At 46.6% G+C, this 21,982-nt stretch carries 13 protein-coding genes; 11 read left to right on the plus strand and 2 right to left on the minus strand.

Annotated elements, in window-relative coordinates; all coding sequences use genetic code 11:
* The first annotated feature begins 1,116 nt into the window (after positions 1 to 1,116).
* A complete protein-coding gene (locus ASG89_RS05075; protein WP_057309325.1) occupies positions 1,117 to 2,463 on the plus strand; it encodes an ABC transporter substrate-binding protein in 1,347 nt (448 codons plus the stop codon).
* A 173-nt stretch (positions 2,464 to 2,636) separates the two neighbouring features.
* Positions 2,637 to 4,925, plus strand: coding sequence for a glycosyl hydrolase family 95 catalytic domain-containing protein (locus tag ASG89_RS05080; protein WP_057309327.1), 2,289 nt, complete (start codon positions 2,637 to 2,639; stop codon positions 4,923 to 4,925).
* Positions 4,926 to 4,992: 67 nt separating this feature from the next.
* Here ASG89_RS05080 and ASG89_RS05085 read toward each other — a convergent pair whose 3' ends face one another.
* Both ASG89_RS05085 and ASG89_RS05090 read right to left on the minus strand, forming a co-directional pair.
* Positions 4,993 to 7,683, minus strand: coding sequence for an alpha-L-rhamnosidase (locus tag ASG89_RS05085; RefSeq protein ID WP_082592749.1), 2,691 nt, complete (start codon positions 7,681 to 7,683; stop codon positions 4,993 to 4,995).
* The gene (locus tag ASG89_RS05090; RefSeq protein ID WP_057309328.1) at positions 7,670 to 8,695 is read right to left on the minus strand and encodes a hypothetical protein; all 1,026 of its coding nucleotides are present in this window, start codon (positions 8,693 to 8,695) and stop codon (positions 7,670 to 7,672) included. Before ASG89_RS05090 ends, ASG89_RS05085 begins: the two co-directional genes overlap by 14 nt.
* Positions 8,696 to 8,902: 207 nt before the next feature.
* Between ASG89_RS05090 and ASG89_RS05095 the strand changes: the two genes are divergently transcribed.
* The 9 genes from ASG89_RS05095 to ASG89_RS05135 all read left to right on the plus strand — a co-directional run bounded on the left by ASG89_RS05095 (position 8,903) and on the right by ASG89_RS05135 (position 21,959).
* Positions 8,903 to 10,081: an iron-containing alcohol dehydrogenase gene (locus tag ASG89_RS05095; protein WP_057309329.1), complete on the plus strand. Its 1,179-nt coding sequence runs from the start codon at positions 8,903 to 8,905 to the stop codon at positions 10,079 to 10,081.
* Positions 10,082 to 10,159: 78 nt separating this feature from the next.
* Positions 10,160 to 11,464 (plus strand): four-carbon acid sugar kinase family protein, encoded by a 1,305-nt coding sequence (locus ASG89_RS05100; protein WP_057309330.1) that lies wholly within the window; start codon positions 10,160 to 10,162, stop codon positions 11,462 to 11,464.
* Positions 11,461 to 12,471: a 4-hydroxythreonine-4-phosphate dehydrogenase PdxA gene (pdxA, locus tag ASG89_RS05105; RefSeq protein ID WP_057309332.1), complete on the plus strand. Its 1,011-nt coding sequence runs from the start codon at positions 11,461 to 11,463 to the stop codon at positions 12,469 to 12,471. The genes ASG89_RS05100 and pdxA overlap by 4 nt, the downstream gene beginning before the upstream one ends.
* A gap of 48 nt (positions 12,472 to 12,519) precedes the next feature.
* Positions 12,520 to 13,413 (plus strand): 4-hydroxy-tetrahydrodipicolinate synthase, encoded by an 894-nt coding sequence (dapA, locus tag ASG89_RS05110; protein ID WP_057309334.1) that lies wholly within the window; start codon positions 12,520 to 12,522, stop codon positions 13,411 to 13,413.
* Between the two features lie 22 nt (positions 13,414 to 13,435).
* Positions 13,436 to 14,374 (plus strand): dihydrodipicolinate synthase family protein, encoded by a 939-nt coding sequence (locus ASG89_RS05115; protein ID WP_057309335.1) that lies wholly within the window; start codon positions 13,436 to 13,438, stop codon positions 14,372 to 14,374.
* A gap of 21 nt (positions 14,375 to 14,395) precedes the next feature.
* Positions 14,396 to 15,034: an SGNH/GDSL hydrolase family protein gene (locus tag ASG89_RS05120; protein WP_057309337.1), complete on the plus strand. Its 639-nt coding sequence runs from the start codon at positions 14,396 to 14,398 to the stop codon at positions 15,032 to 15,034.
* Positions 15,035 to 15,238: 204 nt separating this feature from the next.
* Positions 15,239 to 17,917: a glycoside hydrolase family 78 protein gene (locus tag ASG89_RS05125; protein ID WP_082592753.1), complete on the plus strand. Its 2,679-nt coding sequence runs from the start codon at positions 15,239 to 15,241 to the stop codon at positions 17,915 to 17,917.
* On the plus strand, positions 17,914 to 19,218 hold the full coding sequence (locus ASG89_RS05130; protein WP_057309341.1) for an alpha-L-fucosidase: 1,305 nt from the start codon (positions 17,914 to 17,916) through the stop codon (positions 19,216 to 19,218). Before ASG89_RS05125 ends, ASG89_RS05130 begins: the two co-directional genes overlap by 4 nt.
* A gap of 29 nt (positions 19,219 to 19,247) precedes the next feature.
* A complete protein-coding gene (locus ASG89_RS05135) occupies positions 19,248 to 21,959 on the plus strand; it encodes a hypothetical protein (protein WP_057309342.1) in 2,712 nt (903 codons plus the stop codon).
* Positions 21,960 to 21,982: the final 23 nt, after the last annotated feature.

The raw sequence follows: 21,982 nt of genomic DNA on the forward strand, positions 1-21,982 counted from the left end.
TTAGGAGTTTTGGTGCAGTAGAGGGGTAATGGGGATACTTGCTTGTCGTTAGACACAGACCAGTTTGTGTGTGACATCGAAAAAACTAGCAGATGGGGGTCTAGGGTTCAGGAGTTATCTTGGACGTCTCGATAAACTGGGCATTGATATTTTCAATCACCGTTTTAGATAAGTGTTTTCCGAATGAGATCGTATCAGTGCGGCAGTCTAATACTTTATTTATCAGTTTAGGGCTGCCGTTGATTCAAAAATCGAGTCAGTCTAATACTTTTTATTCTGAGCCTGACGATTAGTAATTAAGGAATCTTCATATGCGCAATTTTGTATAAATATACAATCAGAAAATCCTAGAACATCTACGTTCTAGGATTTTTTCTACTGATAACAAAAGTAAAAGGAGAATTTTATCAAAAGGCCATAGTGGCAATCAATAAACAAAATAATAAATAAATTGAAAATCTAACGTATTTAATAGTGTTCTTCCAAACTACTTGCTCTCTAAGTTAGAATATAATGAAGAAAGAAGATTACATAATTATTATATCGAAGCAGTTAGTTATCGATTGAAATTACTTAATAATTAATTGGTTGGGTTGGTAGTTAACCTGGTTGTTCGGAGGTATCGTTCTCTTTGTGGGTATTTTTGGAAATGATTCAGCTTTTGTCATTTTCCACCTATAGATATGTTATGAATACCACCCAAACTAACAACAAAAATGATGTAAGGTAAGAATAACAAATCTTTTTTTGGGATGTGTTTCTAATCGCACGCGAGGATTCAGATATTGATTGTTATTTGGTTGTAAAAGATGAGACTTTCCAGGACCGAAAACAGCGGGATCATTTGTTTTATTCTGCAGAAAAGGGGAGTGAGCCGACTCGTGCCTCATTTGAAGGAGACTCCTTTGTTGCCTTTTCTCGAATACCTAACTTGGATGAGCTTGTTAGTCGTATTTCCGTATATCCTGAAGATAGTCGGGAGAGACTTCAAGGACTTTTTTGCTCAAGTTGGTTGGATGGTGTGCCTCCCATCAGTGATCGTTATTACATAATAGGATACTTGTAAGTGATGTCATTAAATTAGTTTGTAAGTGATTTATAAGGATGGTAAAAGCAATGAGAAGAACGAGAACAGCGCTAAGCGTATCAGCGGCATGTCTGATTACTTTATCTGTCGCGGGATGCGGTAATAGTATGAGTAATACAGACAGGTCGCCAACTGCAGCGAGTGGTACACCCGTACTAGTCAAAGCGAAAAATCCCGTTACACTTACTTTTGTAATGGCCAACACGGTAGATGCAACTCCTTTCAACAAAATCTTTAAATCGTATGAAGCCAAATCGGGCAATAAAGTTGAACTGCAAGCTTTGCCAGGCGGGGATTTCGATAATATGATTAAGACGCGATTCTCAACGGGCGATTTTCCTGATCTCTTTCTCATGCAACCAGGGACTAAGCAAAACGTGAAGCTGAGAGCGGAAGAAACACTTCGCGAATGGTCGGGCGATGCTGACGTTTGGAAGCGAATCATTCCATCGATGAAAGAGTTCCAGACAACGGCATCCGGCAAAATCTTTGGCGTACCTTTCGGGGCAACCGGTATGTACGGTGTGTTCTACAACAAAGATGTGTTTAAAAATGTCGGTGTTGAGCCTCCGAAAAACTATGCTGATTTGTTAATGATCGCTAAGAAAATTAAAGCGGCTGGTGTAATTCCTTTTTATGAAGGTGTAAAAGATGGCTGGCCTGCTCAAATTTTTTATCTCACAGGGTGGGTAACTAATGTTGACCCCGTCGTCAAAGACGAGGGTATTAAGAAATTAGAGACGAATGAATTGAAGCTTGCTAACATTCCAGAAATGAAAGATTTATTTGAGAAACATAAAGAATTGAAGGACCTTGGTTTGTATCAAGAAAATGTGCTTGCTGGTACCTATGACGACATGCAGAATAAATTGGGCGAAGGAAAAGTCGCCATGTCATTCATGCTCGATGGCTTAATTCCACAGCTGGAGAAGAAATTTGGCAAGCCATTTGTAACAGACCACATCGGCTTCTTCCCATTCCCCTCGGCAACGGATGCAGGTACAGCGATGATTACACCTCCGAACCAATTAATGGTTCCGGTAAAAACTAAGCATGCAGCAGAAGCAGTTGATCTTATTAAATTTATGATTTCACCTGAGATGGTGAACGTGTACTACCAAACACAGCCCAGTATTCCAATCTTCGTTGATGCGAATAGTGAACTTTATCCCGCGCAGCAAACGGTAAAAAACATGATCGATGCCGGTAAGGCAAAGATCAATGTGCAAAACCGTCTGACGCCAACATTTGCAGATTTCCAAAAATTACTGCAAAATTTCTTCATCAGCGGCGATGTGGATCAGACCATTCAAGAATTCTCTGCGAACTATGAGAAAGACGGTAAAACCAAATTGCTCCCAGGATTTGAAAAGTAGGGAATGTCCCTTAGGCTTGAACTACGTTTCGGTCGCCAGATTAATCACATTAGAGAGGAGAATTCTTATGAAAAAGTTAACATATGACTGTGTCCCCCAATGCCTCTTCATTACAGATCATGCGGAGCAGACAGGGATACATGACGAAGAACTGAGGGAGGTGGTCCGAAATCATGGATAAAATTTGGTTTCAGCAGCCGGCTTCTGAATGGAACGAAGCGCTGCCGATAGGGAATGGCAGGCTCGGAGGCATGATTTTTGGCAAGGCTGCCAAGGAAAAGATTCAACTGAACGAGGATTCGGTCTGGTATGGCGGACCGAAGGAACGCAACAATCCGGATGCTCTTGAGCATCTTCCACAAATTCGCCAATGGATTATGGAAGGGCGAATTCGCGATGCCGAGCAGCTTGCGGTGATGGCACTTTCCGGCGTCCCAGAGGGGCAGCGCCATTATATGCCGCTTGCCGATTTGACGTTGGCCTTCGAAGGGCACTCCGGAGTGATTGAAGAGTACCACCGTGAACTTGACTTAAGTACGGGGATCGCCACCGTAATCTACCAGACGGGCGGTATTCGTTATAAACGCGAGATGCTGTCCAGTTACGTCGATCAGGTATTGACAGTTCAGCTGGAAGCAGATACGCCCGGCGCATTATCCTTGACCGCTCGTCTCATGCGGGGCGAGAAAAACAAGTATGCGGAACAAATTGGCAAGCTGTCCGATCACGCTATTGCGATTCGCGGCAATTGCGGAGGCGGCGGATCCGAATTTTGTGCAGTGCTGCATGCGGAGGCCCAAGGAGGTGTCGTCCGTGTGATCGGCGAGCACTTGATCATTGATCGAGCTGACAGTGTGACACTTTACTTGGCGGCAGCGACCTCATTTCGTTACGAGGACCCGAAGGCTCAATGCGTCAAGCGGGTGGAGGAAGCGTCAGGGAAACCCTACATGCAGTTAAAAGTCGACCATCTAGAAGACTTCGGACGTTTGTATGACCGAGTTTCTTTGAAGCTTCAATCCGGATTAGGAGAGGCAGTAGATTTACCGACGGACAAGAGGTTGGAGCGAATTCGGGAAGGCAGCGAAGATTCAGGGATCATTCCGCTCTATTTTCAATATGGCCGGTATTTGCTCATTTCCAGCAGCCGCCCCGGTTCCTTGCCCGCTAACTTGCAGGGTATTTGGAATGATAAAATTGAGCCGCCTTGGGACAGCAAATATACGATAAATATCAATGCTCAGATGAACTACTGGCCTACAGAAACGTGTAATTTATCTGAGTGCCATGAACCATTGTTCGATCTTATTGAACGAATGCGGGAGCGCGGAAGGAAGACCGCACAATCCATGTATGGCTGCCGTGGGTTCGTCGCACATCACAATACGGATATTTGGGGAGATACCGCCCCACAGGACATCTATATCCCAGCAACGTATTGGCCGATGGGAGCAGCATGGCTTTGTTTGCACCTGTGGGAGCATTTCGAATTTGGGGGCGACCGCGTATTCTTGCAGCGCGCTTATGAAACGATGAAAGAATCGGCGTTATTCTTCCTCGACTACTTAATGGAAACGCCGGACGGCAAGCTGGTGACCTGCCCATCTGTTTCTCCAGAAAATACCTACGTGATGCCAAATGGGGAACGAGGCTGTCTCACGATGGGACCGTCCATGGATAATCAAATCTTGCATGCTTTATTCACAGCGTGTATTCGGGCAAGCGAATTGTTGGAAACAGAAGATTCCCTACGGGAAGAATGGATACATGTCCGCAGCCGGCTTCCAGAACCGAAAATCGGTCGTTACGGTCAACTTCAAGAATGGCTGGAGGACTACGAAGAGAAGAAGGCTGGCCATCGGCATATCTCTCATTTGTTCGCCCTCCATCCTGGCAATCAAGTGACTGTCAGGGGGACACCTGATCTGGCTGAGGCTGCACGCAAAACACTGGAGCGCCGACTTGCGAACGGAGGCGGGCATACGGGTTGGAGTCGAGCGTGGATCATTAATTTCTGGGCTCGTTTGGAAGACGGCGAAGCAGCCTACGAGAACATCATGGCGCTGTTAAGCAAATCGACGCTGCCGAACCTGCTGGATAACCACCCGCCGTTTCAAATTGACGGCAACTTCGGGGGGACTGCCGGCATCGTGGAAATGCTGCTGCAAAGTCACACGGGTGAGCTTCACCTGCTTCCGGCGCTGCCGGTGGCATGGTCTGACGGAGAAGTGAAGGGACTGAGGGCACGAGGGGGCTTTGAGGTAGATATCAAGTGGAAGAGCGGAAAAATCGAAAGTGCAGTGGTACGTTCGCTGCTTGGAGGTATTTGCCGTCTTAGGACAAGTAGCGAAATTCGTATAGTTGGGGTTGAACCCTTGAAAAATGTATCGATCAACGATCAAGTGGTCGTGTTTAACACAACTTCAGGTATGGCTTATGAGATCGAGTCGATCCATCCATAAATGCGTATAGAAAAAGAGCTGCTCACCATGTAGTCAATACATGTGACGACAGCTCTTTTTTGTTGGACTAATTTCGCTCTAAGGGTAAGTCTGCGACTTCGCTTACAAATTGGTAATGTCCTGAAGTAACGCGAAGTATGGCATATCCAGCTTCATAACCGATGATTTCGATGCCTGAGGCTGCTTCAATCATTGCACCGTTTTCTGTCATCCTATCCATGGTTAAGGCAGGGACATAGACATCGGCCGTACAGTTTGCAGGAATACTCACGTTTAACGTCAATTGAGTTTGATTATTGCGTTTCCATTCAACACCCATAGATCCGACAGGCAACCGGTGCTGAGCCTTGACTTCTTGCAAGCCGCCAGGTATTGACGGTTTAATCGTCAACTTAAAGCTTTGGAATTCGGGGTCATATCGATAATCGATTCCGGCTAAGCCAGCGTATAACCATTCTTCCAGATGACCGAGCATAAAATGGTTTTGTGATTTGCCAACAGTTGGACCGTCCCAGGCTTCCGTTAATGTCGTTGCGCCATGTGCGATTTGATAGCCGTAGCTTGGATGATCCGTTTGTCGGGTCATTTCGTATATGATGTCCGAACGGCCATTCAGCGCGAGTGCAAGCAGCACATAACGGTGTCCCACATCGCCAGCAGTCGTATGATAACCATGCAGTCGTATGTCTTCAATTAAATGAGAGAGTACGGTTTCCTTAAAGTGATCATCCACAAGTCCCAATGATAGCGGCATGGCATTGGAGGCTTGACTGCCAGTAGCATATCGGGAAGTTTCCCGGTTGAAAAATGCGTCATTAAACGCCGATTTGATTTTATCTCGCAAGATAGCGTAATTGATGGCGTCCTGCTTGTTGTTTAACAAGTTTGCGATTTGCACAAAAACATCAACGAGATGGTAATACATCGCTGTTTCCGTGTGGGGGACAGGTGTGTTTTGGGCGAACCCAGGTCCATTTTCCCCAACATCATACCAATCTCCAAGCCCTTGAAGGACGATTAAATGATCGGAGTTCTCCGTCACATAATCGATGTACGCTTTCATACCATCGTAATGCTCGGTCAAGATCCGAGTATTGCCGTACAGCCGATATAAGTTCCAGCCTGTCAACACGTACGCACCGCCCCAAGAAACAGAATCGCGGAAGCAACGCCATTTATCGGAAAATACAACATATTCAGGTGCCGTCGTCGGCACCATTCCGTTCGGCAGTTGGGCATCACTGATATCTTCCATGACTTTCGTTAACAAGGCTTCTACCTGATAATTGAATGCTACAGAGGGACCCATCAAATGGATTTGCTCCAGCCATCCGAGCTTTTCTCGATGCGGACAATCCGTAAAAAGACTTTTCATATTGCTCAGAATCGCTTGATTAATCATTTCGTGCGTCCGGTTCAACATAACATCTGAGCATTCAAAATGACCTGATAATCTCGTATCTGGATAGATCATTTGTCCCTCCAAGCGGAGCAGTGAGGGAATCTCTGTAAGGGGAGTGGACGAATCGACAGGAATAGCGCCTTCGATTTGTACATAACGAAAACCGTAATAGCTGAAACGCGGTGACCAGATTTCCTCTCCGTCTCCATTCAAAATATAGGAAAACCTGTAAGGGGATCCAGTCCACTTCTGATTGGCGGTACCGTCTTCCTTCAACAGTTCTGCAGGGGATAGAGTGATCCTTGAACCTTCCTGGCCCATCACAGATACTTCAATCCACCCTGCAAAGTTTTGCCCGAAATCCGCCACTAATACGCCTGGACTAGGTTGCGTTATGCTCAATGGTTTAAAGGTCTGCATTACTTTCATTGGAGAAAGTGCTTCCGATTTAAGCTTCCCAAGGGGTGGAACAACTTCGGCTGCGTATCTCCAATCATCACTTTCCGTGTAACCGGGCAGATCCCAACTCAATTGATTACGTCGAGCATCATAGTCCTCACCCCCATAAATGCACGAAAAGGTGATAGGTCCTTCTGCGATCCGCCAATCCTGATTACTGGCAATTGTGACCGTCGTACCGTCGGTATAGGTGATTTCCAGCTGTACCAAACATGTGGGGGTACCGAAGGAACGTTTGAATTTCGTGTAACGGCCACCAGTGACATTGAAAAATCCGTTCCCGAGCATCAGACCCACCACATTATCACCTGTTTTCATTTCGTCCGTCACATCGTAGACGTTGTATAGGCAGGTCTTGTTAAAGTTTGTCCACCCCGGCGTTAGCACATGATCGCTGACTTTGTTTCCGTTTAAGCGAAGCTCGTATTGCCCCAAGCCGCAGATGTAAGCTCTTGATCTTTTCACCCTTTTCATTAGTTTGAATTCATATCGGAACAGCGGAAGCGCCTTACGTTCGAACGACTCTCCATCGGGTTCTCCAATCCAGCGAGCTGCCCAATCTGACTCATGAAGAAGTCCCATTTCCCAATACGAAGCTGGGCTTTCTACCATCTGATCGTCTTGATTCCAAAATTGAAGCTTCCAATAATAACGTATGCGAGATTGTAGCGGAGGACCTTCATATAAAACATGCACGTTTTTCCTGCTAACAATTTTACCGCTGTCCCATACGATGTGCTGCACATTTTCTTCAGAGGTTGACACTGTGATCCGATAGGCAGTTTGCATTTGCGAGCGAGTAAGACTGGATTTGTAACTCCAGCCGAAAGCAGGGCGTGTCACATCAATCCCGATAGGACATCTTTTGCCTTCCACAAACATTTCATCCAGTTGCATGGGTAGTGTCTCCTTTGAAAACATCATGCGAGGCAGCCACACTGATTGTACGGAACTCTTTTCCCCAGTTTTTTGTCGCATCGCCTTCCTTATAAGGTCGGCAGGAGCAATAGAAGTGATAAAGCACGCCATTATGCGTAACGACGGAAGGCTTATGGGCGAAAATAGAGTCTACCATGCCTTCTTCACCTACGCGAATAATAGGATCTGGATATTTTTCCCAATGTAAAAGATCTTTCGATAAGGCAATTCCTTCTTGTGCTTGCTTGTAATTATAGCCAAAGAAATACATGATCCATTGATCTTTATCTTGTAAAACACAAGGGTCGCTGACAAAACCGGAGTCCCATCTTTCCGGAGAGACACGAAGAATCGGGTTATGCTCGTATCGCTGCCACGAGATGAGGTCAGTTGAGAAAGCAACGCCCGTTTGTTCGAGCCATTTTCCCTTATTTGTGTTTTTGGCATTATAAAACAGGTAGAACGTGCTGTCATGTTCAACAAGACATTCCTTGTATAAACCGCCTTGTTCCCAATCTGCGCCTTCTTCTGGGGTTAAAATTGGATCAACGCATCTGTGCCACTCCAGTAGTTGTTCATCTTCCGACCATGCGATTCCGATTTTTGCCGAACCTTCTTCGTAACCGAAATCAGGGTAGGCGTGATAGAGCAGCCAGTATTTGTTGTTCCATTTCTTAAGCACCGGAGGAGCATCGATCTTATTTTCCTTTAAAATCCATGTTCCTGCTATATTTCTCGAGTCCCAATCTGCACCTTCATTCCGCCTTAGAATGACACTAAGGTGTTCCCAGTTTAACAAGTCTGTGCTGGTGGCTAAGGCTGTTTGATAACCCGTACCGTCAAATCCTACGTACATCATGTATAACTTTTCATTATGTTGAAAGACGAAGGGGCAATCCACGGCTCGTTCATCAAAGTGACCGGGGATTCCGGATCCGATAAGCACCGGTTTACCCAATTTATAAGGCGTAACATAGGGCTCAATATGCATGTTTTTCAATCTCCTTAATGATTATTAGAACTTACGTTAGATGCCACATATTGTAAGATTACTATCACACCTATTCCTACTCAGGGGGGGATTGAATCCGATATATAGGTCGATTGCATCTTCAAACTACAGCTGCATTGACATCGATTGTAAGCGGGCGTAGGATGAGGGAAAATTGTGGAAATTTTGTTCGGAAGGTGGACTCTTATGAAAGACGGTTATGCATCCAATCCGTTCATGTTTCAGACGTCCGGCAGCATTGTCGTCGGTCGTAATGTCATTGATCAGTTGATTCCGCGCATCAAGTTGCTAGGCGAATTTCGGCACGCCGTGATCGTAACGCAACCTTCGATCGTAGCACTCGGGGTAATTGAACAAATGGTAGGTGAGCTAAAACAAGCCGGTATATCCAGTCGTTATATAACAGAAGTGAAACCGGAACCGACGGTTGACAATATTCGCTCCGTATTCAGCAGCATTTCTGCCGAGCCTGTAGATTTGCTGATTGGTATAGGAGGGGGAAGTGTTCTCGACGCTGCAAAAATATTTTCCGTTTTGCTGACGAATCCAGTTGACGTGCAGAGTCTGATTGGGACCGATCTAGTTTCGCAATCTGGCATTCCTACAGTACTTGTGCCGACGACCTCAGGAACCGGTTCAGAAGTAACGCCGAATGCTATTGTAAGCGTTCCGGAAGAAGAGTTAAAGGTAGGAATAATAAGCAGGCACTTGCTGCCCAAGCTGGTTATCATTGACCCTGTATTGACGATAAGCTTGCCAAAACCGATCACGGCGGCAACGGGAATGGATGCCTTCACCCATGCCTTGGAATCGTATATATCTAATAAGGCTAATCCGATAAGCGATATGTTTGCCTTGGAATCCATCCGCTTGATTGCAGAAAGTCTGGTTCTTGCTTATCATAACGGTTCGGATCTTGAAGCGAGGGGGAAAATGCTGCTCGGGTCCATGTACGGCGGTATGGCGTTGAGCGCAGCTGGCACAGCGGCCGTTCATGCGCTTGCATATCCACTCGGGGGCAAGTTCAATATTTCGCATGGAGTTGCCAATTCGATGCTGCTGCCTCATGTTATGGCCTTTAATCAGGATGCCATAGCAGATCGGCTTAGGAATGTCGCTGGAGCCATGGGTCTGCAGGCTGGGAAGATGGGAGGGACAGAATCCTCCGAGCTGGTGATCAAGCAGATTTTCGAATGGACTTCAGAGATGCGTATCCCGCAAAACTTGCGCGAATTTGGCATTTCGGAAGGAGATGTGGATGATCTGGCGATCGCTGCATCCAAGGTTACTAGGTTATTAACTAATAATCCGAAGCCGATGGACGTGGCGTCGATTAAAACCGTGTATCAGAATCTGTTCCCTTGATAAAGGGAATGTGTCTGCCTGGAATAGGCGTGTTCGAAGCACGTGTTACGAATCAAAACGCTAAGGAGGTTACCGCAATTGAAAGTAGCCGTTATTGCCGATGATCTTACGGGAGCAGGGGATACAGGCGCACAGTTTGCCAAGCATGGGCTGCATGTAACTATACGTTTACAGTTCAGGGCGGGAATGGAAGCGGTGTCAGAGCAGGATGTGCTCGTACTGGATACCGACAGCCGATCCCTGAATGCCGAAGCCGCTTACCAGAGAGCTGTTGAGGCATCGAGATGCGCTCAAGCTTTTGAAGCGGATGTTGTGTTCAAGAAAATCGATTCCACCTTGCGTGGAAATCTGGGGTCGGAAATGGATGCCGTGTACGACACGTATCGACCCGATTTCGTTGTCATCGCCCCGGCTTATCCCAAAGCGGGACGTCTGGTCCGTGAAGGCAGATTGTATGTTCATGGAACGCCGCTGCATGAAACCGAGTTCGCAAGCGATCCGAAAACGCCTATAACCGAATCCTATATCCCAGAATTATTGCGTCATCAGACGAAGCGACCTGTCGAGGTCATCCCTTCCGAGATATTAGCGGAGGGGAGAAGCGCGTTGGAGCTCGTATTGCAAAATTGTCTATCCCAAGGTATTTGTTATTTGCTTGTAGATTCTGACAATGATGATGATTTGAAGCGTATCGTTTCCCTGTTCGGGGAGACATCGTATTCGGTTGTTTGGGTTGGTGCAGCAGGTTTGGCACAACAACTGGCAGTTCAATATGAATCCTTAACGCAGCCATCGCCAAAGAAATTAGTTCAACCAAACGGTCCGATACTTGCTGTGATCGGCAGTGTCAGTTCTCGGTCACGCCGTCAATTGGACGTCCTTCTCAGCCAACCGAATGTGCAGGGCATCCGGATGGAGGCTTATCGCCTTATATCTGGTAAAGCCGAAACAGAGCACGAATTGGCGAATGCAGTGGAAGAAGCAGCACAGGCCATAAATGCAAACTTTCATACGGTGTTATATTCGTCGGGTGACCGGGAAGCTATACGACTCGCCCAGCGTGTCGGGGCGCAGAATGGCATGACTGCGCAAGAAGTTAGCGATACGATATCTCGTGCTTTGGGAGAATCTGCGTTCCGTTTGATAAATCGCTGCAGGATCGGAGGCATCATATTGACCGGCGGCGATACGGCAAGACAAGTCTGCTCATCCCTTCAAGCAAACGAATTTCGAGTGTTTGACGAGGTTGAAACCGGTGTGCCGATTGGATTCCTTGTTTCAGAAGAGCATCTTCCAGTGGTAACCAAAGCGGGGGGATTCGGATCTGATCAAGTATTGCTGCGAGCGCTGGAATCGTTGAATGGAGGATTAAGGACAAGATGAAACCAATAATAGGAATCACAATGGGTGATGCATCAGGCATTGGTCCTGAAATCATCGTGAAAGCGCTGCACCATTCTCAAGTATACGAAAGCTGCCGCCCGCTAGTGATTGGAGATCCGATCATGTTAGAACGAGCACTTCAAATCGTGAAAGGTACAGCTTCCATTCATATCATATCGAGCCCTCAGGACGGGCGTTACGAATACGGCAGCATTGATTGTTTGGATTTGCGCTTGCTTGCCCCTGATCTTGCATACGGTAAAGTATCCGCCGAAGCGGGACACGCTGCTTACGTGTTTGTAGAGAAAGCAGTGGAATTGGCTATGGCTAGGCAAATTGACGCCATATGCACCGCTCCTTTAAATAAAGAGGCTCTGCATAAGGGAGGTCACCTTTATCCGGGTCATACGGAAATATTAGCCGGACTGACACATACCGAAGATTATAGTATGATGCTCACTGCTCCAAAGCTGAAAGTCATACATTTAACCACACATGTTGGACTGATTCAGGCCATTGAGATGATCAATCCGGAGCGGACGTACAAGGTAATCAAGCTGGCCCATGAAACGTTACAGAGGGCTGGAAACGTCAAACCGCGTATTGCCGTTTGCGGGATTAATCCGCATGCCGGAGAGAATGGTCTGTTTGGGTACGGAGAGGAAGAACACAAACTGATGCCAGGTATCAGATCAGCAGCAGAAGAAGGTATCAACGTTACGGGTCCTTATCCGGCTGATACGCTGTTTTATCGAGCTGTGAAGGGGGATTTTGACATTGTGGTCGCTTGTTATCATGATCAAGGACATATACCGATCAAAGTGCTTGGTATTGAAGCCGGCGTGAATATCACGATCGGTTTGAACGGTGGAATCATTCGCACCTCTGTCGATCATGGGACGGCATTTGACATTACAGGTATAGGAATAGCGGATGAAAGAAGCATGTTGGCCGCGATCCACGCTGCGGTTGAGCTTGCGCCTAAACCGATAGATAACCTTTCTTAAGGCATGTAATGTGGTAATTTAAAATCCGTTCCAAACAAGGAGAGATATATGTTAAAGCCAGCAGGCATCATCCCCGCTATGATTACGCCTTTTGATGACAAGCAAAATATCAACGAATCAGCATTGCGACTATTCGTTCGCAGGTTCATTGCTGCTAACGTTCATGGTCTGTTTTGCCTCGGCACCAATGGAGAGTTCTTTACGCTGTCAATGGAGGAAAAGTTGCGAGTTGCCGAAATTGTCATCGAGGAGGCTCAGGGACGCGTTCCAATTTATGTAGGCGCGGGGTGCGTAGGAACGCAGGAAACGGCCCAGTTAGCTGCACGTCTTGAACAAATGGGGGCCGACGCTTTATCCATCATTACACCGTATTTTTTAACATTTACACAGCAAGAGTTGATTGGACATTTCCGAACGGTTGCGGAAGCGACGAAATTGCCTATTCTCCTGTATAACATTCCGGCGCGAACCGGCAATACCCTCTTACCTAAGACGGTCATGGAGTTAAGTAAAGTACCTAACATTGTCGGCATTAAGGACAGCAGCGGAAGCTTTGATAACATCTTGCAAGTTCTGGAACTGTGCGATCCAGATTTCGCCGTACTGGCAGGGACAGACTCACTCATATTGCCGACACTGATGGCAGGCGGTCATGGGGCTATCGCAGCAACGGCCAATGTATTCCCGGAAGTCGTCAGGTCCATTTACGATTTATGGCTGCAAGGTAAACCGGAAGAAGCCGAATTGTCGCAGCGTAAGCTGCGTGCGCTGCGTAGTAGCTTCTCGTTGGGAACACTGCCTTCCGTTTTGAAGGAGGTTTTGAACATGCTCGGTATGCCTGCCGGAGACCCGCGACTGCCGGTTCAACCTCTCTCTCCGACTGCTAAAGCGGAGTTGAAAATTGTGATGGATCCATATGTGAGCGAAGGTGTCATTAAATGATCAGGAAGAGGTGTTGATGATAATGGAAGTTAACATTCCGAACGGCGTATGGCCAACGATGCTAACCCCGTTTACGACTACTAACGAGGTGGATTACGAAGCTTTGGGTCAGTTGGTCGAATGGTATATTGCCCAAGGTGTTCACGGCCTATTTGCAGTCTGTCAATCGAGTGAAATGTTCTACTTAACTTTAGAGGAGAGAGTGCGAATCGCACAGTTCGTCAAAGAAAAGTCAAACGGCCGTGTACCCGTCATCGCTTCTGGCCATATTTCAGACGAATTCGAAGAGCAAGTGAATGAGCTTAAGCGGATGGCCGACACCGGGGTTGATGCGGTCGTGCTGGTTAGCAATCGATTTGCTGGTCCGGAAGAATCAGACGAGGTATGGTTGAACCGTGCAGAACAGCTGCTCAATCGAGTGCCGGATGTGCTGTTTGGTATTTACGAATGCCCTTACCCGTATAAAAGGCTGATGAGTCCGAAACTGCTTAAATGGTGTGCGGATACAGGCAGATTTGGGTTTCTCAAGGACACGAGCTGCGATATTAAACAGATTGCTGAGAAGATCGATGCTGTAAAAGGAAGTCCGTTGAAAATATTCAATGCGAATTCCGCTACCTTACTAGCATCGTTACGTTTAGGGGTGGCCGGCTTTAGCGGTGTGATGGCCAATTTTCACCCTGACTTGTATGTACGTCTTTCGGAGTGCGGGGACTTTCAGACTGAAACCGCAGAAATGATTCAGGCATTTATCGGACCGGCGTCATTAATCGAACTTCAGATGTATCCTGTTAATGCGAAATATCATCTGCAAAGAATAGGTTTATCCCTAGAGATGCACTGCCGCACAAGAGATGCAGGTACTTTCAGAGAAAACCAAAAGTCGGAAGTAATGCAGCTTGATCAGCTGTATCAGTTATTCAAGCAGCAGTTAAAGCCAAAACAGAATGTAACTGTTTGATCACAAAGAGGAGATGCTACATTGCCATTTAAAGCGAAGGACAAAATCGTATTTATCGGTGACAGTATAACGGACAAAGGCCGAAAAAAAGACCCCTTAAAACTGGGATCAGGCTATGTACGCCTGCTGCATGATTATCTCACAGCGTTATACCCTAAGTTGTCATTAAAGATAATTAATGAAGGTGTATCAGGAAACCGAGTGATTGATTTGGAAAAAAGATGGACAATGGATGTCATGGATCATCAGCCGCAGTGGATTTCAGTTTCTATCGGCATCAATGATGTTTGGCGACAGTTGGATTCACCGGATGCGGAACAAGTCTACCCCGAGAAGTTTGAAACTGTATATCGAAGCCTATTGGAACAAACGAAGCAATTACCTAATTGTCGTGTGATCCTCATGCAGCCTACAGTCATCAAGGAGTATCCTGATTCTACAGGAACCCGTTTACTTAAGCCTTATGTTGATATTGTCAATCGACTGACAGAAGAATTCAATGGTATCCTTGTGCCGACACATGAAGCCTTCCTAAATTTCTTTCATTGTGAAACAGGGCAGGATTTAACGACGGACGGCGTACATATGAACACGCTTGGGGATATGTTGATGGCTACAACTTGGCTGAAGGCGGTTACTGGCATTCCTAATAGGAATTAGTGCAAATGATTATATAAACTTTAGACTGCATGTCATTCATCATGGCTGCAGTCTTTTTCATGATTTTTTACATAAATACCATGAAGAGGTGGAGGGCGTCGCCTATAAAATAGGTGAATTTGCCCTATAATCGAAAGTTGAATTTTAGATACACTGGACTCAAGTATCCCGGTGTAGGGAATCTGTCCATAGGAGATGAGGTTTTTGAAAGTTTCTGATCTGAAAACGGAATACTCCGAAAATCCGTTAGGAATAGTAACGACCGTTCCACGTTTAAGTTGGATCCTGAAATCGGAAGAATACAGTCAGTACCAATCGGCCTTCCAAGTATTGGTTGCATCGCATATGGAACTATTGAATGAAAATAAAGCCGATCTGTGGGACAGCGGTAAGGTTAAGTCGGATCAATCGATCCATGTTGCTTACGGAGGAAAACCGTTAGAAGCAAGACGGGTCTATTATTGGCAGGTCAGGGTGTGGGATAAAAACGATATCGTGTCTGACTGGAGCGGGCCAGCCTACTTCTCGATGGGTCCTCTAAACAAGAACGAATGGCAAGCACGTTGGGTTGGCAGAACAAAACCGCAGCATTCGGAGCTTTTACCCTCTCCCTATCTGAGGAAAACATTTCAAATTGATAAGCCGATACATCAGGCTTTCATTTATGCAAGCGCATTAGGTTTGTACGAATTGCACATCAACGGTGAAAGGGTAGGCAGAGATTATTTTGCCCCCGGATGGACAGATTACAAGATCAGAGTGCAGGTTCAGACCTATGATGTAACATCGTATCTGGGCAACGGAACTATGGCTCTAGGTGCAATCCTAGGTACGGGATGGTACGCCGGCAACGTAGGTATGTTTGGACCCAACAGATATGGCGATAATCCGTATTTACTCCTTGAACTGCATATCGAATATGAAGACGGTTCCTCTCAAATCGTCGTGACCGATGAGTCATGGAAGACAATGGCAGGTCCTATCTTGTATTCGGATTTACTTAAAGGCGAAAGCTTTGATGCTCGTTTGGAGCCAAAGGGATGGAGCTTGCCAGGCTTTGACGATGATGCGTGGGAGTCGCCTTGTATCTTAGATAGATATGATGGGGTTCTGATCGCACAAGTAGATCCTCCTGTTCAAGTCATGAAGGAGCTGCTGCCAGTCAGCATGAAGAAAACACCGCGGGGTTCCTACCTGTTTGATATGGGACAAAATATGGTCGGCTGGGTGCGTCTTCAGATTGAAGACGGACAAGAAGGTCAACTCGTTACCGTCAGCTGCGCAGAAATGTTGAATGAAGACAATACCTTATACACGATAAACCTTCGTGAAGCCGTACAGCAGGAGACCTACATCTTGAGAGGCGATAGTGTAGAATCTTTTGAACCTCATTTTACTTTTCATGGTTTCAGATATGTGGAAGTAACGGGATTGACGAGTTCGCCGACGCTTCAAACAGTCATTGGCAGAGTGGTGCATTCGGCAACACCGCAAACGGGGTGGTTAGAAACTTCCAACGTCATGTTGAATAAGCTTCTCAGCAATATCGAGTGGGGGCAACGCGGTAATTTTCTCAGCGTGCCGACGGACTGCCCGCAGCGTGATGAGCGGCTTGGATGGACGGGTGACGCACAAATTTTTGCGCGGACAGCCAGTTACAATATGGATGTCGGACGCTTTTTTAATAAGTATATGATCGATGTTATCGATGCTCAGCGTCCTTCAGGAGCTTTTCCTGATGTCGCGCCAGATTCTGGATGGGAAGAGTTTAAGATCAACCAAACGGAATTGAACTGGCATGCTCCGGATAACGGCGGCTGGGGCGATGCAGGGGTTATTATTCCTTGGACCGTTTACCAGGTTTATGGCGATCTCAGAAATTTGGAAGCATGTTATCCGGCGATGGTCAGATGGGTGAATTATTTACAAGCGAACACGGTGAACTTGATTCGACCGGGTTATTCGAATTATGGAGATTGGTTGTCTATCCATGCGGATACGCCAAAGGACGTGCTTGATACCGCTTACTTTGCATACAGTACGTCACTGCTTTCCAAATCAGCGAAGGCGCTCGGCCATGAAGAAGATGCGCGTAAATACGCGGACTTGTTTGACAGGATCAAACAAGCATTTTCAGAAGCATTTGTGGATCAGTCAGGACGAATCAAAGGAGATACGCAGACTGTTTACGTGCTTGCCCTTAAGATGAACCTGCTGACAGATGAGCAACGCAAACTTGCGGTTCACTATTTGGCGGAAAATATTCAGCTCCACGGCAATCATTTGACGACAGGTTTTCTTGGCGTCGGGTATCTGCTTCCCGCATTAACCGAAGGGGGAAGAGAAGATCTTGCGTACACTTTACTCAATCAAGATACGTTCCCTTCCTGGCTTTATTCCATCAAACATGGAGCTACGACAATCTGGGAACGATGGGATGCTTGGACTGAATCGGATGGATTCCAGAATCCCGGTATGAATTCGTTTAATCACTATTCATTGGGTTCAGTCGGTGAGTGGATGTATCAGCATATATTAGGGATCAACTCCGATGAGTATAGTCCGGGATATAAGCATATCGTGATCCACCCCCGTCCTGGCGGTGGGCTCCGTTTCGCTAAAGGTGAATTTCATTCTGTTTATGGCAGGATTGGCGTAGAGTGGACATGGGAACGGTCTTTGTTCGTTATGAGAGTCCAAATTCCTGTGAACACAACTGCCACGATCTATGTGCCAGGTACTGTCATGAATAAGGCTAGGTACGTAACAAATGGACTGCAAGAAATAGGAACGGCAAACAATCAATCCATTTACAGAGCTGGTTCAGGGAGCTATACATTTATTTCCAGGACGGTTATTCCGAATAAAGGAGAGAGACGATGACATTTGAAGTTGAGAAAACCACAGGAGACAGTGAATGGTTTACACATGACCGTTTCGGCATGTTTATTCATTGGGGATTATATTCGTTAGCAGCTAGACATGAATGGCTGCAATCCCGCGAAAAATTGAGCGGGGAACAGTACAGTAATAAATATTTCAAACGATTTGATCCGGATTTATACGATCCCGAGCTTTGGGCTCAGCTCGCATCCGATGCGGGCATGAAGTACTTCGTGGCGACAACAAAGCATCATGAGGGCTTTTGCTTATGGGACAGTAAGCTTACCGATTATAAAGCAACGAATTCTCCCGCAGGGCGTGATGTGCTAAGACCTATGATAGATGCGTTTCGTAAACGTAATATGAAGGTAGGTTTATATTATTCCTTGCTCGACTGGCATCACCCTCATTATACGGTTGATCCTAAACATCCGCTACGCTTTGATCCCAATCATATCGCTGGGAATGAACAAATAGACTTCACCAACTACCGAAACTATTTGTATGGACAAACGAAGGAATTGCTGACGGATTTCGGTCAAGTAGATCTGTTATTTTATGATTTTTCGTTCCCTGAAGAAAACGGTTTGGCGGGCAAAGGCAAGGACGATTGGGGCAGTGAAGAGCTGGTCCGAATGATTCGCACCTTACAGCCGAACATTTTATTGAACGACCGCTTACAGGTGGGGGGCGATATCACAACCCCTGAACAATATATGCCGACCAAATGGGTACAGGTAAACGGAAAGCGTGTCGTATGGGAAACTTGTCACACTTTTAGCGGTTCGTGGGGCTATCACCGGGAAGAAGAGTCATGGAAGAGTGTCGAATTGTTGATCAAAATGATGATTGATACTGTCAGCAAGGGTGGCAATCTCTTATTGAATGTCGGCCCAACTGGACGCGGTGAATTCGATGAGCGTGCCATAGATCGGTTGAAGGGAATGGGGGAATGGATGAAGCGGCACAACCGCTCCATCTACGGATGCACACAAGCACCGGAAACATTCGTTTGCCCCGACGATTGTCGGTTAACTTACAATCCGCAATTGAATCGCATGTACGTACATGTATACAGTTGGCCGTTCAAAAATATCCATCTTCACGGCTTCGCTGGAAAAGTAGAGTATGCACAATTCTTAAACGATGCGTCCGAAATCAGATTTAAGCAAGGTTTTGTTTCGAGCGGCATTGAAAACGGAGCTTTCAAAGAAGGTCGAGATGAGCATACCGTGACGCTATCGCTGCCTGTCAAAAAACCGAATGTGGCCGTTCCGGTTATCGAACTATTTTTGAAATAAACGAATCGAATGGAGGTTGGATCAAAACGATGAAAGCTATTACCCTTGGATACGCGCCCAATCCTGCCCCGCGGGTTGAAAATGGCATAAGGTTGCTAAAACAAGCGCTGCTGGATTGTGGCTATGATGTAAATGCGGAAGAAGTGTCCTGGACGTGGGACAGTTACCGGTCCGTACAGGAAAGAAAAATCTTTGTGGGAAACCGCAATGAATCTGAATTGCTGCAGCAGCTGGAAGAACGAGACGTCCTGCTGTATCACACACAGGCTCCGGAAGGAGAAGGATTCTACATAGCTACTTGCCCTGGAAATCTGACATCCGTTTCCGGAGGCAACGATTCTGGCGTACTCTATGGCTGTCTAGAGCTTGCTGGGCGTGTCAGCGCCGTAGGTTTCTTACCCGAAGATATCGCCTTTGGAGACGCTCCACGTTTTTCACTGAGAGGACCGGCGATCGGATTGCAGAAAACAACCGTCGAACCGCCTCGTCAAACGTATGAATATCCGATTACCGAGGCACGCTTCCCTTGGTTTTACGACCGGACATTGTGGCAGGAATTTCTAGATATGCTGCTGGAACAACGGTGCAATATCGTCTATTTGTGGTCTGGGCATCCCTTTTCCTCTTTAGTGAAATTGGCGGATTACCCTGAGGCGCTTGAAGTTACAGAAGAAGAGTTCGCGCTGAACGTTGAAACGTTCCGCTGGGTGGCACAAGAAGCGGATCGTCGAGGCATATGGCTCGTATTGAAGTTTTACAACATTCATATTCCGCTGCCATTTGCAGAGAAGCACGGATTGAAGCTGCATCAACCGAAACCGCTTCCGTTAACCAGTGATTACTATAAAAAGTCGATTGCTTCCTTTGTACGTTCATTCCCTAACGTGGGGTTGATGGTCTGCCTGGGGGAAGCGCTGCAGGGACAAATATACGGCGTGGAATGGTTTAATGAAACGATTCTAGCGGGCTTGCTGGAAGGGCTTAAGGATTCAAATGTGAAGGAAAAGCCGCCAATCATTCTGAGATCTCATGCGATTGAACCGCAAAAGGTCATTGAGGCAGCGCTGCCTCTATATCCAAATTTGTATACAGAGGCCAAATATAACGGAGAATCATTGACCACGTATACACCACGAGGCAAATGGCAGGACATTCACAACCGTCTCGGCTCACTAAAGACGATTCATATCGTGAATGTACATATTCTTGCTAACCTGGAGCCTTTTCGTTACGGGGCACCTTCGTTTATCCAAAAATGTATGCAGGCCGCCAAATATCGGCTGAAAGCGAATGGGCTTCATCTGTATCCGTTGTTTTTCTGGGATTGGCCGTTTTCCCCGGATTTGGCTGAGCCAAGACTTAAACAACTGGACCGCGATTGGATATGGTTCGCAGCTTGGTTTCGTTACGCTTGGAATCCGGACCGCGATCCGGCCGCAGAACGGAATTTCTGGATCGATGTGCTTGGCCAAAGGTTCGGCAGTCCAGAAGCAGGTGAAGCGATATTGGACGCGTACGAAGCGTCCGGCGAATGTGCGCCTAAATTGCTGCGGCGTTTCGGCATTACCGAAGGCAATCGTCAAACGATGAGTCTGGGAATGACGATGAGTCAATTGACGAATCCGGATCGGCACATGCCATGGCCTGATTTATGGGAATCTCAGTCTCCTCAGGGGGAAAGGCTGGAGGACTATGTGATCCGCGAGTTGAAAGGCGAACCGCACGTCGGTGAGACGCCTTCGGAAATTATCGCAGATGTCAGTCGGCATGCGGCAGACGCGGTGCATGCGATCGAGAAGGCTCGCAAATTGGTGAAACGAAACTGGGATGAATTTGATCGCTTATTCGATGACATGCAGGCCATTCGTCTCATGGTCAATGTCTTTGTGCATAAAGTTCAAGCGGCATTGCTCATTTTGACTTACAAAGGCAGGGTTCAAGGGGAGTATTTCACACAGTTGGAAATGTTGGAAGAGGCCGCTGGGCAGCTAGAGAGCAGCTTGAAAAGCTACCGTGCATTGACGACTTTAACGGAAAAGACCTATTTATTCGCCAACAGTATGCAAACGCCGCAGCGGAAAGTGCCGATTCGAAACGGACTTGAATACAAGCATTGGACGGCGTGTTTGCCAGTTTACGAGTTAGAGTTGGAACGTTTTCAGTTCCATCTTAATGAGTTAAAGTCAGGTACATTGCCTGAGGCGCTGAAGAATATGAAAGATCCCATTGTTCCATACGAAGAGGTACCGTTCACTTTACTGTCAGGAAACGCGGAAACATACCGAGTTGAGAAGGAAGCGCAAGTGTTTGTGGATGGGGATATTCACATCGTCGGATGCGCGGAGGAACTTGATGGCTTGACCGGTATCCGATTCAGCCAAATGGAAGCGGGTCTAAGCGGAGTGACAATCGATATTGAATTGCATCACCCCTCCAAAGTGTTAATTGGATATTTCAATTCGAAAGATGAACAGTGGCTTCAAGTCCCAAGCTTGGAAGAGAATACACATGCAGATGATTTGGGCGGATATGCGCCAGTATTGCAAAAAGGATTACGTCTGTATGCGTATCCATCTGTCAATGTGCATACGTTTCGATATGAAGCAGGGCGGCATTCGCTTGATTTAGGCAAGGGAGCTTACTTGATTTTGGGCGTCATACCTGCTGATCACGAAATTCGACCAAGAAATGTCGAGCACAAAAATGATGGCATTAACACGCTGGATTGGCTGTACGAGTAAGTAAGCGACAGATGGGGAGAGAG

This window comes from Paenibacillus sp. Soil766, from assembly GCF_001428105.1.
In the GTDB taxonomy this organism is placed as follows: Bacteria; Bacillota; Bacilli; order Paenibacillales; family NBRC-103111; genus Paenibacillus_E.